The following is a 15,865-nucleotide window of genomic DNA, read 5'->3' as shown; positions in this document are numbered from 1 at the left end:
ATGTCCGTGCACAGCCAATCGACGGCCCCTTACGAGGCCGCAACGCCTGCGTTCGCTCCCGCGCACCCACCCGAATTCCCGCAGCACGTCGTCACCGCGGTGCTCGTCACCCACGACGGCGCCCGCTGGCTGCCCGACGCGCTCGCCGGACTGCTCGGCCAGGAGCGGCCAGTCCAGAACGCCGTCGCGGCCGACACCGGCAGCGCCGACGCCTCCGCGAGCCTGGCCACCGAAGCGCTCGGCGCCGAGCGGGTGTTGCACCTGGCACGCCGCACCGGCTTCGGCGCCGCCGTCGACGAGGCGGCCCGCACCGCCGGCGTCCTCACCCCCGACGACCTGCCGTATCTGAAGCGGCCCAGCGGCTGGGACCCGGTGAGCCGCAGCTGGCGCGACGAGACCTACGACATGCCCGAACTGCCGCACGGCGAACCGGTGCAGTGGCTCTGGCTGCTCCATGACGACTGCGCCCCCGACCCCGACGCGCTCACCGAACTGCTGCGTGTGGTCGACAACGACCCCAGCGCCGTCATCGTCGGACCCAAGCTGCGCGGCTGGTACGACCGCAAGCAACTGCTCGAAGTCGGTGTCTCGATCGCCAACAGCGGTCGCCGCTGGACCGGTCTCGACCGCCGCGAACAGGACCAGGGCCAGCACGACCAGGTCCGCTCCGTCCTGTCGGTCTCGACCGCCGGAATGCTCATCAGACGGGACGTCTGGGAGGAGCTGGGCGGCTTCGACCGCAGACTGCCGCTGATGCGCGACGACGTGGACCTGTGCTGGCGCGCGCACGCCGCGGGCCACAGCGTCGTCGTCGCACCCGGCGCGGTACTGCGGCACGCGGAGGCGTCGGCGCGCGAGCGCAGGCCCATCGACTGCGTGGGCCGCTCCGTCGCCAGCCCGCACCGCGTCGACAAGGCGGGCGCCGTCTACACCCTGCTCGTCAACACCCGCGGCCGGGGTGTGCCGTACGTCCTGCTGCGGCTGGTCGTCGGCACCCTGCTGCGAGTGGTCGCGTACCTGGTGGGCAAGGCGCCGGGACAGGCGCTCGACGAGATCGCCGGGCTCGTCGGAACCCTGCTGCGTCCCGAGCGGATCCTCGCCGCGCGGCGCACCAGGGGAGCGGGCTCGGTCGAAGCGGGCGAGCTGCGACCGCTCTTCCCGCCACCCGGAGCCACCGTCAAGGCCACCGCCGAGCAGGTGGTCGGCCATTTCGGCGGTAGCTCCGACGTAGAGGCCGGTTCGCGGCACGGCGCCGTCGAATCCGGTCCGGGCGGCGACGACGCCGACTTCCTGGAGATCGAGCAGTTCGCCCGGCTGAAGCGGATAGCCCGCAGGCCGGCCCCCGTGCTGTTCGCCGTGCTCCTGTTGGTGTCGCTCGTCGCCTGCCGGGCGCTGCTGGGCGGAGGCGCCCTCGCGGGCGGCGCCCTGCTCCCCGCGCCCGATCACGTATCGGAGCTGTGGAACCGCTACGCCGATGTGTGGCACCCCCTCGGCACCGGCGGCACCCAGACCGCCCCGCCGTATCTCGGCATCCTCGCCGTGTTCTCCGCCGTCCTGCTCGGGCACACCGGACTCGCACTCACCCTGCTGCTGGTCTGCTCCGTCCCGCTGGCCGGCCTCACCGCGTACTTCGTCTCCCGCCCGCTCACCGGGTCGCGGCTGCTTCGGGCCTGGGGAAGCATCGCGTACGCCTTCCTGCCCGCCGCGACCGGCGCGCTGGCCTCCGGGCGGCTCGGCACGGCCGTACTCGCCGTCCTGCTGCCGCTGATCGCCCGCTGCGCCGTCTCGGCCGCCGGGCTCCGCGGGGAGCGCGGAAGCTGGCGGGCCGTCTGGGCCTATGCCTTCCTGCTCACCCTCGCCATGGCCTTCACGCCCGTCGTCTGGCCGCTCGCCGTGGTCGTCGGGATCGCCGTCCTCGCGCTGCACCGTGACGAGATCACCGCGTACGGGCTGCGCTTCCTCGCGGTCGCCGGCACGCCGCTCCTGCTGCTCGCCCCCTGGTCGCTCTCGCTGCTCGCCGGTCCCTCCGGCTTCTTCCGCGAGGCCGGCATGGAGTCCGGCAAGGGCTCGGCCTCCGCGCTGGACCTGCTCGGCATGAGCCCCGGAGGCCCGAAGACCGCGGGCGGGGTGCTGCTCATCGGAGTGGTGCTCGCCGCTCTCGCCGCCCTGCTGCGCGGAGAGCGGCAGTTCGCGATCCGCGGCGCGTGGGCGGTGGCCCTGCTGGGTCTCGTCTTCTCGGTCCTGGCCAACACGTCGGGCTGGGCAGGACCCGCGACGCTCGTCTACGGTCTCGCCCTGCTGGCTGCCGCCGTACTCGGTGCAGAGGGCGCTCGCGGACGGGTCGCCACCCAGAGCTTCGGCTGGCGCCAGCCGGTCGCCGGACTGATCGCCGTCGCCGCGCTGCTCGCCCCGGTCATCGCCGCCTTCGGCTGGATGATCAGCGGTGCGGACGGGCCGCTGGAGCGCCGTGACCCGGTGCAGGTGCCGGCGTTCGTCGCCGAGGAGAGCGGAACCCGCGACCAGGCCCGCACCCTGATCCTCGGCGGGACATCGCCCGCGGAGGTCTCGTACACCCTGGTGCGCGGCTCGGGCGGCCGGCTCGGCGACGCGGAGCTGGCCCGCACGGGCGGCAGCAGCCCCAGGCTCGACAAGATCGTCTCCAATCTGGTCGCGGGCTCCGGCGCCGACCAGTCCAGCCAGCTCAGCGGGTACGCCATCCGCTACCTGCTGGTCAGGGACGGGGCGCCCCGCCAGATGAGCCGGGTCCTCAACGCGACTCCCGGGCTGAGCAGGCTCAGTCAGCTGGACGGCAGCGAGCTCTGGCGGGTGGACCGGCAGGTCGCGCGCGCCACGATCGTCTCCGGCACCTCGCCGGACGCGGGCTCCGAACCGGAGTCGGTCGCCGCAGGCCCGGTGGACATCCACACCACCGTCCCGGCCGGCAAGCCTGGCCGGGTCCTGCGTCTCGCGGACGCCACAGCCCCGGGCTGGCAGGCCACCCTGGACGGCCGTGCGCTCACCAGGACGACCGTCGACGGCTGGGCCCAGGGGTTCGAACTGCCCGCGCAGGGCGGGAAGCTCGACGTGAGCTACAGCGAGCCCCTCACCCACACCCTCTGGATCTGGGCCCAGGTCGCGCTCGCGGTCGTGCTGCTGGTGCTCGCACTGCCCGGCCGCCGCAAGCGGATCGACGACGACCTCCCCGAGGAGGAACCCGGCGTACCCGCGGAGCCGGTGGCGGGCGAGGGCCGCAGGGCCCGGCGGCTGCGCGCCGCCGCCCAGGCCGAAGCAGCCGCGGCAGCGGACACGGCCGGTCCCCCGGAACACGCGGCGGACGGCCCGGCCGGCGAGCCGGACCCGTACGGGCCCTCCGCGGACCCCGTGGCGGAACCCGCAGGTACCGCCGACGACGACGGCTTCGCCCCGCAGTACGGGTCGGAGGTCCCGCAGCAACCCGCCTACGGCGAGTGGGAGCAGGCCGCGTACGCGACAGGCGACTACAGCCAGTACCCGGCCGGGCAGTACGCCGGTGAGCAGTACCAGGGCGGGCCGTACGCCACCGGCCAGTACGGCCAGGGCGACCAGTACGGCACCGGCCCGAGCGGGGACGGCATGCCCGGCGAGTACCCCGGAGGGCAGCAGCAGTACGACCCGTACCAGCAGCAGTCCGACGGCGCGTACGACCCGTACGGCTATGTGCCGCCGCCGCAGCAGCCGCCCTACCCCGACGAGAACGAGCACCGCCCCGACGGGAGCAACCAGTGAACCGCACCGCCATCGCCCTCGCGGCGGCCGTCGCAGCCCTCGCGGCCGTCACCGGTTTCGCCGTGGTCGCCGCGCCGTCGGACGGCGCCACGCCGCAGCAGGCCGCGGCCCGGCTGCCCGTCGAGCGCTCCAGCCTGGTCTGCCCGGTGCCCAGCACGTCCGACCTCGCGGAGACCTCGTACACCGCCTTCACCCCGGCGGGGAAGGGCGGCGGGGGCGCCGGTGGCGCGCAGTTGCTGCCGTCCGTCTCCGGCCCGGGTACGGATGCGAAGAAGGGCGGCAAGGGCAAACCGGGCAAGGGCGGTACGGCGGACACGAAGAAGCCCGTGGTCTCGCTCAAGGAGCCGGGCAAGCCCGTGGTCGACGAGGAGTCCGGCGGCGACACACCGGCTCTGATCGGCTCGGCCGACGGCCCGCTGGCCCCCGGCTGGACCGTCCAGCAGACCACGACGGTCGACGTCGGCGGTTCACGCGGGGTGCTCGGCACCAACTGCACTGCGCCGGACACCGACTTCTGGTTCCCCGGCGCCAGCACGGCTGCGTCCCGCCAGGACTATGTGCACCTCACCAACCCCGACGACAGCGCGGCCGTCGCCGACATCGAGCTGTACGGCAAGGGTGGCGCGGTCAAGTCCGGTGTGGGGGAGGGCATCACGGTCCCGGCGCGGTCCACGGTCCCGGTGCTGCTCTCGACGCTCACGCCCGACCCCGCCGAGAATCTCACCGTCCACGTCAGCACGCGCAGCGGCCGGGTCGGCGCCGTGGTGCAGTCCATGGACAACAAGCTCGGCAGTGACTGGCTGCCCGCTTCCACCGCGCCGTCCCGCAGGCTGGTCCTCCCCGGGATCCCGGCGGACGCCACCTCCGTACGGCTGGTGGCGCTCGCCCCCGGCTCGGACGATGTGGACCTCAAGGTCCAGCTGGCCGGCCCCGACGGCACGATCGTCCCGGCCGGCAACGAGACGCTGCACCTCAAGGCGGGCATGACCGGCTCCGCCGACCTGGGCGACGTGACGAAGGGCGCGGCGGGGTCGCTCGTGCTCTCCCAGACCGGCGGCAGCCGGGCCCCCGTGGTGGCCGCCCTGCGCGTGGTGCGCGGCAAGGGCAGCAAGCAGGAGGTCGCCTTCATCCCGGCGACCGCCCCGGTGGGCGGCCGGGCCTCGGTGGCCGACAACCGCGCCAAGGGCTCGGTGCTTTCGCTGGCGGCCCCCGGCGCCACGGCCAAGGTGCACGTCACCTCGTCGGCGGGCAGCGGCGGCGGCACGAAGACCGTCAAGGAGTACACGGTCAAGGGCGGTACGACCCTCGCGGTCAAGCCGACCCCGCCGCCCGGGCTCAAGGGCTCGTACGCGCTGACGGTGGAGCCGGAGGCGGGCAGCGGCGAGGTCTACGCGGCGCGCACGCTCGAACTCCCGCAGGACGGCGTCCCGATGTTCACGGTGCAGACGCTCCCCGACGACCGGGGCACGGTCTCGGTGCCGCGGGCGCGGCAGGATCTGTCCCTGCTGGACGACTGACCCGGACGGCAGGACCGGGCCGGCCCGGCACGGTCACGGGCCGGCCGGGTCAGTCCTGCCCGTACCGCGGGTCGACCGACTCCGGTGCCAGGCCGAGGAGTTCGGCGACCTGTTCCACGACGACCTCGTGCACCAGCAGCGCCCGCTCGTCGCGGTTCTTGGTGCGGATCTCGACGGGGCGCCGGTAGACGACGATCTGCGCGGACCGGTCCTTCTCGGCGGAGACGGCGCTGCCGAGCGGCACGGCCGTCTCGCCCGGCCACTCGTCGGCGCTCTCGGCCCCCTCGATACGGGGGACGTCGAGCACCAGGAAGTCGACTTCGGAGAGTTGGGGCCAGCGCCGTTCCAGGCGCTCCACGGAGTCCGCCACCAGATCGCGGAAGGAGTCCCCGCGACTGGTCGAGAGCGGGACCTGAGGAGGGGCCACGGGCCCGCGCATACCCCGCCCGTGCCGGTCACGGCGGCGCGGCCTGGGCTCGGCGGGCTCGGGCGGTAGGGAGCTGTCCATCACTGACGCAGGGTAGCTCTCCGTACGACGCGGGGAGGCCGACGGCGGCGGCCCGGCCCGCATGTCGCGCAATGAGTGTTCCTGCACGGTTCGGGATCGGTGGTCCGGCTGCTTTCGATCGGTCGTTTCGCACCGTCTGACTGGATATCGACGTAGGGATGACTGGATTCTTTTCGTCACTCGCTGTGTGTGCCTGTACCCGTGCAGGTCAAGCGAGTTGCTGCCGGGCGGGGTGGGGCGGTCTCCGCTCCGCGACACGGTGGAGTGACGCCGGGGCGAGTCGTCGCGGCCCGCTCAAGAGTGCGGTACGGTCCCATACCGTGAGCCCTGTACGTCGCTGTTCTCGCACTGCGTGCGGCCGCCCCGCCGTCGCGACGCTGACGTACGTCTACGCCGAATCGACCGCGGTTCTCGGTCCGCTCGCGACTTACGCTGAGCCCCACTGCTACGACCTGTGCGCCGAGCACGGTGAGCGGCTGACCGCCCCGCGCGGCTGGGAGGTCGTCCGTCTCACCGACGGGTCCGCCCCGGCGAGGCCGAGCGGTGACGATCTCGAAGCGCTCGCCAACGCCGTACGGGAAGCCGCCAGGCCGCACGAGCGCGCACCCGAGCCCGGCGTGCGCCCGGCCGAGAGCGGGCGCCGGGGCCACCTCCGCGTACTGCGCTCACCGGAGTCCTGACCGCGGTCCCCGGCTTCCGTCCCGTCCGGATCATTGACTTCCGGTTGCCATGAACATGAGCATTCCTCCACCCGTGAGGATCGAGGCCCCGTGTTTGTGCAGCCGCTGGAACCCGTAGCCGATTCACTCGCCCTGTCCGCCCTCGTCGCCGCACTGCCGCTGCTCACCGTCATGGTGCTGCTCGGCGCCGTCCGGATGAAAGCCCACTGGGCGGGCCTGACCGGCCTGGCCGTAGCCGTCCTGGTCGCGCTGTTCGCCTACCGCATGCCACTGGGCCAGACGCTCTCCTCGGGCGCGCAGGGAGCGCTCTTCGGCCTCTTCCCCATCCTGTGGATCGTGGTCAACGCCCTCTGGGTGTACCGGATGACGGTCCGCACCCGGCACTTCGACGTCCTGCGGCGCTCCTTCGGCCGGTTCTCCGACGATCCCCGGATCCAGGCACTCGTCATCGGCTTCTGCTTCGGTGCGCTGCTCGAAGCGCTCGCAGGATTCGGGGCCCCGGTGGCGATCTGCGCGGTGATGCTGGTGGCGCTCGGCTTCGACCCGGTGCGCGCCGCGGTCGTCGCGCTCGTCGCCAACACCGCTCCGGTCGCCTTCGGTGCCATGGGCACACCCGTGGTGACACTCGCGCAGGTCAGCGGGTTGCCCCTGCACTCGGTCGCCTCGGTCGTGGGACGGCAGACCCCGCTGCTCGCCGTCGTCGTCCCGCTCCTGCTGGTGGCGATCGTGGACGGCAGGCGCGGGCTGCGCGAGACGTGGGCACCCGCGCTCGTCTGCGGAATCGCTTTCGCAGCAGCCCAGTTCGCCGCGTCCAACTTCGTCTCCGTCCAACTCGCCGACATCCTGGCCGCACTGATCGGTGCCGCCGCCCTGATGGCCGTGGAGGGCGCCCGCAGGCCGGTCGCCGGACCGGTGCGGGCCACCGTGCTCACCGGCGAACGCAGCGAGGAGCTGCGGCACGCGGACCCGCGCCGCGATGTGGTGCGCGCCTACGCCCCGTACGGGCTGATCGTCGTGATCTTCTCGCTGGCACAGATCCCGCCCCTGAAGGGGCTGTTCGCCCACGCGACCCGGCTCCTCGACTGGCCGTTCCTCCACGTCGCGGACCCGCACGGCACCCCGGTCCCGGGGAACGTCTTCTCGCTCCCGCTCATCGCGACCGGCGGGACGCTGGTGCTGTTCGCCGGGGTGCTGACGGCCGCGGTCATCGGCGTGCGGCCGGTGGCCGCGCTCCGGGAGTGGGCGGCCACCGTGCACGAACTGCGGTACGCGATCCTCACCGTCACCTCCGTCCTGGCTCTCGCCTACGTCATGAACCTCTCCGGACAGGCCGCCACCATCGGCCACTGCGTCGCCGCTGCGGGGGCGGGGCTCGCCTTCCTCTCACCCGTGCTCGGGTGGTTCGGAGTTGCCGTCTCGGGATCCGACACCTCGTCCAACGCACTCTTCGGAGCGCTCCAGGTCTCCGCCGCCCACGAGTCGGGGCTCTCCCCGCAACTGCTGGCCGCCGCCAACAGTTCGGGCGGGGTCCTGGGCAAGATGATCTCCCCGCAGAATCTGACCATCGCGTGCGCGGCAGTGGGCCTCAAGGGCCAGGAGGGAGATCTGCTGCGCAAGGTGCTGCCGTGGAGCCTGGGGCTGCTGCTGGTGATGTGCCTGATCGTCACCGCGCAGAGCACGGCGCTCCTGGACTGGATGCTGCCGTGAGCCCCCCGGCCCCGAGGGTGCGCGGCCGGCCGGCGTGATGTCGCCGCCCGGCAGGCGCGCGCCGCAGGACCGGTGCGCGGAGAGTCCCGATTCCTCCAGGTAGTTTGATGGGCCCGAAGAGGACAGAGCGGATATCAGGAGGACCGACGTGGCTGGTGCTGTCGATTTGTCACAGGTCGTGAAGGCGTACGACGTGCGAGGGGTGGTGCCCGACCAGTGGGACGAGTCGCTCGCCGAGCTCTTCGGGGCCGCCTTCGTGCAGGTGACCGACGCGTCGGCGATCGTCATCGGCCACGACATGCGCCCCTCGTCCCCCGGCCTGTCCGGAGCCTTCGCCCGGGGCGCGGCGGCGCGCGGCGCTGACGTCACCCTCATCGGCCTCTGCTCGACCGACCAGTTGTACTTCGCGTCCGGGCAATTCGACCTGCCGGGAGCGATGTTCACCGCCTCGCACAACCCGGCCCGCTACAACGGCATCAAGATGTGCCGGGCCGGGGCCTCGCCGGTCGGTCAGGACACCGGCCTCGCGGAGATCCGTACGCTCGTCGAGACCTGGTCGGCGACGGGCGCTCCCGACGCCGCGCCGGAACCGGGCGCCGTCACCGAGCGTGACACGTTGAAGGAGTACGCGGCCCACCTCCTCTCCCTGGTCGACCTCTCGGCGATCCGCCCGCTGAAGGTCGTCGTGGACGCGGGCAACGGCATGGGCGGCCACACCGTCCCCACGGTCCTCGCCCCGCTCCCGCTCGACGTCGTCCCGCTCTACTTCGAGCTGGACGGGACGTTCCCCAACCACGAGGCCAACCCGCTGGACCCGGCGAACCTCGTCGACCTCCAGGCGAAGGTCCGCGAGACCGGCGCCGACCTGGGCCTGGCCTTCGACGGCGACGCGGACCGCTGCTTCGTCATCGACGAACGCGGCGAGGGCGTCCCCCCGTCCGCCATCACCGCCCTGGTGGCCGCCCGCGAACTGGCGGCGCACCCCGGAGGCACCGTCATCCACAACCTGATCACCTCCTGGTCGGTCCCCGAGGTCGTACGGGAGAACGGCGGCACCCCGGTCCGCACCCGGGTGGGGCACTCCTTCATCAAGCAGGAGATGGCCACGACCGGGGCGATCTTCGGCGGAGAGCACTCCGCGCACTACTACTTCCGCGAGTTCTGGAACGCCGACACCGGCATGCTCGCGGCCCTGCATGTCCTGGCAGCCCTGGGTGACCAGCCCGGCACCCTCTCCGAGCTGGTCGCCCCCTACGACCGCTACACCGGCTCCGGGGAGATCAACTCCAAGGTCGGCGACCAGGCGGCGAGCACGGCGCTCGTACGGGAGGCGTACGAACACCGGGACGGCATCACGACGGACGGCCTGGACGGGCTGACGGTGACGTCAGCCGACTGGTGGTTCAACCTCCGCCCGTCCAACACCGAGCCGCTGCTGAGGCTGAACGTGGAGGCGCGGGACGGGACCACGATGGCCCGTGTACGCGACGAAGTGCTCCGGCTGGTGCGCGGGACCGGATGACGGCGGCGGCGGAAGCGAGCCGTCCCGCCGCCCCGCATCGGCGGGGGCGTCCCCGATGCCCCGCACCCGCCCCGCCCCGGCGGTACGCTGACCTGGCCCAAACCGTATGTTCGAAGGGACCACCCCCATGCCGCTCGAAGCCGGTCTCCTGGAGATCCTCGCCTGTCCGGTCTGCCACTCCCCGCTCGACGACCAGTCGGCAGCCGAGGAGAACCCGGAGCTGATCTGCACCGGCAAGGAGTGCGGCCTCGCGTACCCGGTCCGCGACGGCATCCCGGTCCTGCTCGTCGACGAGGCCCGCCGCCCCGCGTAGCGGCCGGCGCCGCGACAGCCGCGGCGCACGGCCCCGCCACGCGCCCCACGCCCGCACCCGTACACGCAAGGCGAATCGGAGGAGGCAGACCCCGATGCTCGACGAGTCGTCGCTCGACGCCCCGGAAGCCCTGGCCCGAGCCGACCGCCGCGGTCTCCTCCGCGGCGCAGCCGAGGCCGGAGCCCGCGTCCGCACCGCCGCCCGGAACGCGGCCGAGGCAGGTCTCGCCGACCTGGAACCGGAAGGGCGGCCCCGCGCCGTGCTCGTCGCCGGGTCCGGCGCCGCCGCGACCGGTGTGGCCGACGTACTGACCGCACTGGCGGGCGCGGCCGCCCCCGTCACCCGGCTGCGCCCCACCGGAGTGGCCCCCGCCGCCGGCGCACTGCGCTGGGCCCTCCCCGGCTGGGCCGGCTCGGTGGACCTGCTGCTCATCGCCACCGCCGACGGCTCCGAACCGGGACTCGCGCTCCTCGCCGAGCAGGCGTACCGGCGCGGCTGCTCGGTCGTCGGTGTCGCCCCGCGCCGCTCGCCGCTGGCCGAGGCGGTCGACGGGGCCCACGGTCTCGTCGTACCGATGGCCGAGGCACCGTACGAGGAGCCCGAGGTGCCGTTCACCGAGGCAGCCCCCGGCACCCTCTGGGCACTGCTCACCCCGCTCCTCGTCCTGCTCGACCGGGTCGGCCTGGTCACCGCACCGCCCGAGACCCTCCAGCACGTCGCGGACCGTCTGGACAGCACCGCGGAACGCTGCGGTCCGGCCGTCGCCACCTACAGCAACCCGGCCAAGACCCTCGCGGCGGAGCTCGCCGGCTCGCTCCCGCTCATCTGGACCGAAGGCACCGCCGCGGCCCCCGTCGGCCGCCGCTTCGCCGCCGTACTGACCGAGCTGGCGGGACGCCCCGCTCTCGCCGCCGAACTGCCGGAGGCCCTGCGCGCCCACGGCACGCTGCTCGTCGGCCCCATCGCGGGCGACGCCGACCCCGACGACTTCTTCCGTGACCGGGTGGACGAGCCGCAAGCGCTGCACGCCCGGGTGGTGCTCCTCCGCGACCGCCCTGCGGGCGGTCTCACCGCGGCCCCGGCGGCCCGCGAGCTCGCTCTCGCGCAGGACACCCCGGTCAGTGAACTCGAACCGGAGGAGGGCAGCGAACTCGAAGTCCTCGCGGAGCTGCTGGCGGTCACCGACTTCACCGCCGCCTACACGGCTCTGGCCACGGCCTGACCGGGCACCACGCCCCTGGCCGGGAACGACACCCTCCCATCCGCCGGGTACGAGCACCCACCGCCCGCCGGCCCTGCCCCGAACCGCACAGCCGCCCCAGCAGCCCGGAAAGTAGCTTCATGGACCGCCTCGTCAACACCGTGCGCCCCTACGCCTGGGGCTCGCCCACTGCCATCCCGGCCCTCACCGGCGCCGAACCGACCGGTGAGCCGCAGGCCGAGATGTGGCTGGGCGCCCACCCCGGAGCCCCGTCCCGCATCGATCGCGGCGCCGGCGACCAGGCGCTGTCGGCTGTCATCGCTGCCGCACCCGAGGCCGAGCTCGGCGAGCGGGCCGTGGCCAGGTTCGGCCCAGGGCTGCCCTTCCTGCTCAAACTCCTCGCGGCCGGAGCCCCGCTCTCGCTCCAGGTCCACCCCGACCTGGGCCAGGCGCAGAAGGGGTACGAGGGCGAGGAGCGACGCGGAGTCCCCGTCGACGCCCCGCACCGCAACTACAAGGACGCCAACCACAAGCCCGAACTCATCTGTGCCCTCACCCCCTTCGACGGCCTCTGCGGATTCCGCGCCCCCGAGGACTCCGCCGACCTGCTCGCCGCCCTCGAAGTGGACTCGCTCAAGCCGTACGTGGACATCCTGCGCGCGCACCCCGAAGAGGCGGCGCTGCGCGAGGTCCTGACGGCCATCCTGTCCGCGGACCCCGCCGTGATGAGGACGACGGTCGACGAGGCGGCCGCCGCGGCCGAACGGCTCGGCGGCGCCCACGCCCCGTACGCCTCGATCGCCCACCACTACCCGGGAGACCCGGGTGTCATCGCAGCCATGCTGCTCAACCACGTACAGCTGCAGCCCGGCGAAGCACTCTTCCTCGGCGCGGGCATCCCGCACGCGTACCTCAACGGCCTCGGTGTCGAGATCATGGCGAACTCGGACAATGTGCTCCGCTGCGGTCTGACCCCCAAGCACGTCGACGTCCCCGAACTGCTCAGGATCGTCCGCTTCGAGGCGACCGAGCCCGGCATCCTGCGCCCGGAGGCGGCTCCCGACGGCGAGGAGCTGTACGAGACCCCGATCGACGAGTTCCGCCTCTCGCGCTACGTACGCCCCGAGGACGCGCTTCCCCTCGCCCTGCCGTCAGCCAGCGCACAGATCCTGCTCTGCACGGCCGGCGCCCCGCAGGCGGGCGAACTCGGCCTGAAGCCCGGACAGTCGGTGTTCGTCCCGGCGGGCGAGTCGGTCACCCTGAGCGGTGCGGGGACGGTCTTCCGCGCCACCGTTGTGGCCTGATGCAACAATGTGCGGCCGAATAGCGGTACCAACACCGCAGCACCGACGAAGGGAACACGTCCACCCATGAGTGCGTCAGGTGGAACCAAGGCGATCGTGGCGGCGCTCGGCGCCAACCTCTCGATCGCGGTAGCGAAGTTCGTGGCGTTCCTCTTCAGTGGCTCGTCGTCGATGCTCGCGGAGAGCGTCCACTCGCTCGCCGACTCGGGCAACCAGGGGCTGCTGCTCCTCGGCGGCAAGAAGGCCCAGCGCGAGGCAACTCCACAGCACCCCTTCGGCTACGGCCGAGAGCGCTACATCTACGCCTTCCTCGTCTCGATCGTGCTCTTCTCGGTCGGCGGCATGTTCGCGGTCTACGAGGGCTACGAGAAGGTCAAGCACCCTCACTCGCTGGACAACTGGTACTGGCCGGTGGGCGTCCTGGTCTTCGCGATCATCGCTGAGGGCTACTCCTTCCGTACGGCGATCAAGGAGTCCAACCAGACGCGCGGCGCGCTCTCCTGGGCCCAGTTCATCCGCCGTGCCAAGGCCCCCGAGCTTCCGGTGGTGCTGCTGGAGGACTTCGGCGCACTGATCGGTCTGGTCCTCGCGCTGGGTGGCGTCGGACTGGCCGTGCTGACCGACAACGGCGTCTGGGACGGCGTCGGCACGCTCTGCATCGGCACCCTGCTCATCGTCATCGCGATCGTCCTGGCCGCGGAGACGAAGTCCCTGCTGCTCGGTGAGGCGGCGGGCACCGAGGAGGTCGACAAGATCAAGGAAGCCATCGTCGACCACGCCACCGTGACCTCCGTGATCCACATGAGGACGCTGCACCTCGGCCCCGAGGAGCTCCTGGTGGCCGCCAAGATCGCCGTGCAGCACGACGACACGGCGGCGGAGGTGGCCCGCGCGATCAACGCCGCGGAGTCCCGTGTCCGCGAAGCCGTTCCGATCGCCCGGGTGATCTACCTGGAACCGGACATCTACAGCGAGAGCGAGGCCGCGGCGGGCGAGGACCCGAAGGCGACCCCGGGCGGCCCGGCGCCCGTACCGCACCACTGACACGGGCCACGGGCCCCGCCCCGGCCCCGTCACGAACACGGTCCTGGGCGCGGTATCCGGCCGGTCCGCCCCGTGGGCTGGGGGGCGACGGGCCGGTCGGTGTAGATTCGACGGGAGCCAGACGTCGCTGCTGATGGCGGTCGGGCGGTCCGTACTGCGGACCGGCCGAGGGAGAGAGGGCCTCCGACGGACTGCGCTGCGAGCGCTCGGGCATTCGTGTGCCTTTCCGCCCGTCGCCGCAGCATCCAGCCCGTACACCCTCGACCAACCTTCCGAGGAGCAGCTCGTATGACGACCGATGCCATCACCCAGGACTTCAAGGTCGCGGATCTTTCGCTGGCCGCGTTCGGGCGCAAGGAGATCACTCTCGCCGAGCACGAGATGCCCGGCCTGATGTCGATCCGCAAGGAGTACGCCGCCGCGCAGCCGCTGGCCGGCGCCCGTGTCACCGGCTCCCTGCACATGACGGTGCAGACCGCGGTGCTGATCGAGACCCTGGTCGCTCTCGGCGCCGAGGTCCGCTGGGCCTCCTGCAACATCTTCTCCACCCAGGACCACGCGGCCGCGGCCATCGCGGTCGGCCCGAAGGGCACCCCGGAAGCGCCCGCCGGCGTACCGGTGTTCGCGTGGAAGGGCGAGAGCCTGGAGGAGTACTGGTGGTGCACGGAGCAGGCGCTGACCTGGCCGAACACCCCCACCGGCGGCCCGAACATGATCCTCGACGACGGCGGTGACGCCACCCTCCTGGTCCACAAGGGGGTCGAGTTCGAGAAGGCCGGCGCAGCCCCGGACCCGGCGACCGCGGACAGCGAGGAGTACAGCTACATCCTCAAGCTCCTCAACCGCACCCTGGGCGAGAACCCGCAGAAGTGGACGCAGCTGTCGTCCGAGATCCGCGGTGTCACCGAGGAGACCACGACCGGCGTGCACCGGCTGTACGAGATGCACCGTGACGGCACCCTCCTGTTCCCGGCGATCAACGTCAACGACGCGGTCACCAAGTCGAAGTTCGACAACAAGTACGGCTGCCGTCACTCGCTCATCGACGGCATCAACCGCGCCACCGATGTCCTGATCGGCGGCAAGGTCGCGGTCGTCTGCGGTTACGGCGATGTCGGCAAGGGCTGCGCGGAGTCGCTCCGCGGCCAGGGCGCCCGCGTGATCATCACCGAGATCGACCCGATCTGTGCGCTGCAGGCGGCGATGGACGGCTTCCAGGTCTCGACCCTGGACGACGTGGTCTCCATCGCGGACATCTTCGTGACCACGACGGGCAACAAGGACATCATCATGGCCGCCGATATGGCCAAGATGAAGCACCAGGCCATCGTGGGGAACATCGGCCACTTCGACAACGAGATCGACATGGCCGGCCTGGCCAGGATCCCCGGCGTCGTGCGGGACGAGGTCAAGCCGCAGGTACACACCTGGACGTTCGCCGACGGCAAGGTCCTGATCGTCCTGTCCGAGGGACGCCTGCTGAACCTGGGCAACGCCACGGGCCACCCGTCCTTCGTGATGTCCAACTCGTTCGCGGACCAGACGCTGGCCCAGATCGAGCTCTTCACCAAGCCCGCCGAGTACCCGACCGACGTGTACGTGCTGCCCAAGCACCTGGACGAGAAGGTCGCCCGGCTCCACCTCGACGCCCTGGGCGTCAAGCTCACGACGCTCCGTCCCGAGCAGGCCGCCTACATCGGCGTCGAGGTCGAAGGCCCGTACAAGTCGGACCACTACCGCTACTGAGGCAACCGCTGCCCCTGGTGCGCACCGCGTCGCACCCTCAGCAGCCGGCACCGCAGAAGCAGTAGGTACCAGGCAGGCCCCCGCACCCCCGTGTCGGGGGCCTGCCCCGTACCGGCTCCGGAGAGACCCCAAGGACCCCATGCCCCGCGGCCGATATTCGCTCCACGATCTGCACGACCACACCCCCCTCGGTGAAGAACACTTCCACTGCGCGCCAGGCCCCTCCGGCTGGCGTTACGTCTCCCAGACCACCGCGCCCTCGGGCGACCACGCGGGCTCCGCCGACCTGGCCATCGACGAGCTCGGCCGCCCCATCCGCCTCGAACTCCACGCAGCGAGCTGGCAGGTCCGCGGCGCGGCCATCGAGGGCGTCACCTGGGTCCGTACGGACCCCACCGGGGTTCACGCCATCGAAGGCAACGCCCCCGCCCATGCCTTCACCGGCACGTCCCCCGCCTTTCTCGTCGCCACAGCCCGGCTCCTCCGCCTCACCCCCGCTTCCCCTGCCACGCGCGTCCGCCTGGTCGCCTTCACCGACCCGGTGCTGGCTCCCCGTAC

At 72.3% G+C, this 15,865-nt stretch carries 12 protein-coding genes (1 of these 12 cut by a window edge); 11 read left to right on the top strand and 1 reads right to left on the bottom strand.

Annotation, left to right across the window (positions count from 1 at the left end):
• The gene (locus OG917_RS13280) at positions 1-3,765 is read left to right on the top strand and encodes a glycosyltransferase family 2 protein (RefSeq protein ID WP_328317791.1); all 3,765 of its coding nucleotides are present in this window, start codon (positions 1-3) and stop codon (positions 3,763-3,765) included.
• Positions 3,762-5,282, top strand: a complete 1,521-nt coding sequence (locus OG917_RS13275; protein WP_328317790.1) for a DUF5719 family protein — start codon at positions 3,762-3,764, stop codon at positions 5,280-5,282. Before OG917_RS13280 ends, OG917_RS13275 begins: the two co-directional genes overlap by 4 nt.
• Before the next feature lie 49 nt (positions 5,283-5,331).
• Here OG917_RS13275 and OG917_RS13270 read toward each other — a convergent pair whose 3' ends face one another.
• Positions 5,332-5,790 (bottom strand): metallopeptidase family protein, encoded by a 459-nt coding sequence (locus OG917_RS13270; RefSeq protein ID WP_328317789.1) that lies wholly within the window; start codon positions 5,788-5,790, stop codon positions 5,332-5,334.
• A 320-nt stretch (positions 5,791-6,110) separates the two neighbouring features.
• Between OG917_RS13270 and OG917_RS13265 the strand changes: the two genes are divergently transcribed.
• The 9 genes from OG917_RS13265 to OG917_RS13225 form a co-directional block, all read left to right on the top strand.
• The gene (locus tag OG917_RS13265) at positions 6,111-6,470 is read left to right on the top strand and encodes a DUF3499 domain-containing protein (RefSeq protein ID WP_328317788.1); all 360 of its coding nucleotides are present in this window, start codon (positions 6,111-6,113) and stop codon (positions 6,468-6,470) included.
• A 90-nt stretch (positions 6,471-6,560) separates the two neighbouring features.
• On the top strand, positions 6,561-8,177 hold the full coding sequence (locus OG917_RS13260; protein WP_328317787.1) for an L-lactate permease: 1,617 nt from the start codon (positions 6,561-6,563) through the stop codon (positions 8,175-8,177).
• Between the two features lie 148 nt (positions 8,178-8,325).
• Positions 8,326-9,699, top strand: coding sequence for a phosphomannomutase/phosphoglucomutase (locus OG917_RS13255; RefSeq protein ID WP_328317786.1), 1,374 nt, complete (start codon positions 8,326-8,328; stop codon positions 9,697-9,699).
• A gap of 127 nt (positions 9,700-9,826) precedes the next feature.
• Positions 9,827-10,012 (top strand): Trm112 family protein, encoded by a 186-nt coding sequence (locus OG917_RS13250; RefSeq protein WP_164267341.1) that lies wholly within the window; start codon positions 9,827-9,829, stop codon positions 10,010-10,012.
• 94 nt (positions 10,013-10,106) lie between these two features.
• Positions 10,107-11,234, top strand: coding sequence for an SIS domain-containing protein (locus tag OG917_RS13245; RefSeq protein ID WP_328317785.1), 1,128 nt, complete (start codon positions 10,107-10,109; stop codon positions 11,232-11,234).
• 119 nt (positions 11,235-11,353) lie between these two features.
• On the top strand, positions 11,354-12,517 hold the full coding sequence (manA, locus tag OG917_RS13240; protein WP_328317784.1) for a mannose-6-phosphate isomerase, class I: 1,164 nt from the start codon (positions 11,354-11,356) through the stop codon (positions 12,515-12,517).
• 66 nt (positions 12,518-12,583) lie between these two features.
• Entirely contained in the window at positions 12,584-13,561 is a 978-nt protein-coding gene (locus tag OG917_RS13235) for a cation diffusion facilitator family transporter (RefSeq protein WP_328317783.1), read from the top strand.
• A 288-nt stretch (positions 13,562-13,849) separates the two neighbouring features.
• Positions 13,850-15,307, top strand: coding sequence for an adenosylhomocysteinase (gene ahcY / locus OG917_RS13230; protein ID WP_328317782.1), 1,458 nt, complete (start codon positions 13,850-13,852; stop codon positions 15,305-15,307).
• Positions 15,308-15,446: 139 nt separating this feature from the next.
• On the top strand, positions 15,447-15,865 hold the 5' portion of the coding sequence (locus tag OG917_RS13225) for a hypothetical protein (protein ID WP_328317781.1). It continues 208 nt past the right edge of the window; the window shows 419 of its 627 coding nt (coding positions 1-419); the start codon lies at positions 15,447-15,449; its stop codon lies beyond the right edge, outside the window.

Source organism: Streptomyces sp. NBC_00388, assembly GCF_036061255.1.
In the GTDB taxonomy this organism is placed as follows: Bacteria; Actinomycetota; Actinomycetes; order Streptomycetales; family Streptomycetaceae; genus Streptomyces.
Note: the sequence above shows the minus strand (reverse complement) of the source record. Positions and strands in the feature narration are given on the sequence as shown.

What these genes read in the sequence shown, in the direction of transcription:
- OG917_RS13280 (WP_328317791.1), top strand. Translation starts at nt 1, where the DNA reads ATGTCCGTGCACAGCCAATCGACGGCCCCTTACGAGGCCGCAACGCCT.
- OG917_RS13270 (WP_328317789.1), bottom strand. Translation starts at nt 5,790, where the DNA reads ATGGACAGCTCCCTACCGCCCGAGCCCGCCGAGCCCAGGCCGCGCCGC.
- OG917_RS13250 (WP_164267341.1), top strand. Translation starts at nt 9,827, where the DNA reads ATGCCGCTCGAAGCCGGTCTCCTGGAGATCCTCGCCTGTCCGGTCTGC.
- OG917_RS13245 (WP_328317785.1), top strand. Translation starts at nt 10,107, where the DNA reads ATGCTCGACGAGTCGTCGCTCGACGCCCCGGAAGCCCTGGCCCGAGCC.
- manA (WP_328317784.1), top strand. Translation starts at nt 11,354, where the DNA reads ATGGACCGCCTCGTCAACACCGTGCGCCCCTACGCCTGGGGCTCGCCC.
- OG917_RS13235 (WP_328317783.1), top strand. Translation starts at nt 12,584, where the DNA reads ATGAGTGCGTCAGGTGGAACCAAGGCGATCGTGGCGGCGCTCGGCGCC.
- ahcY (WP_328317782.1), top strand. Translation starts at nt 13,850, where the DNA reads ATGACGACCGATGCCATCACCCAGGACTTCAAGGTCGCGGATCTTTCG.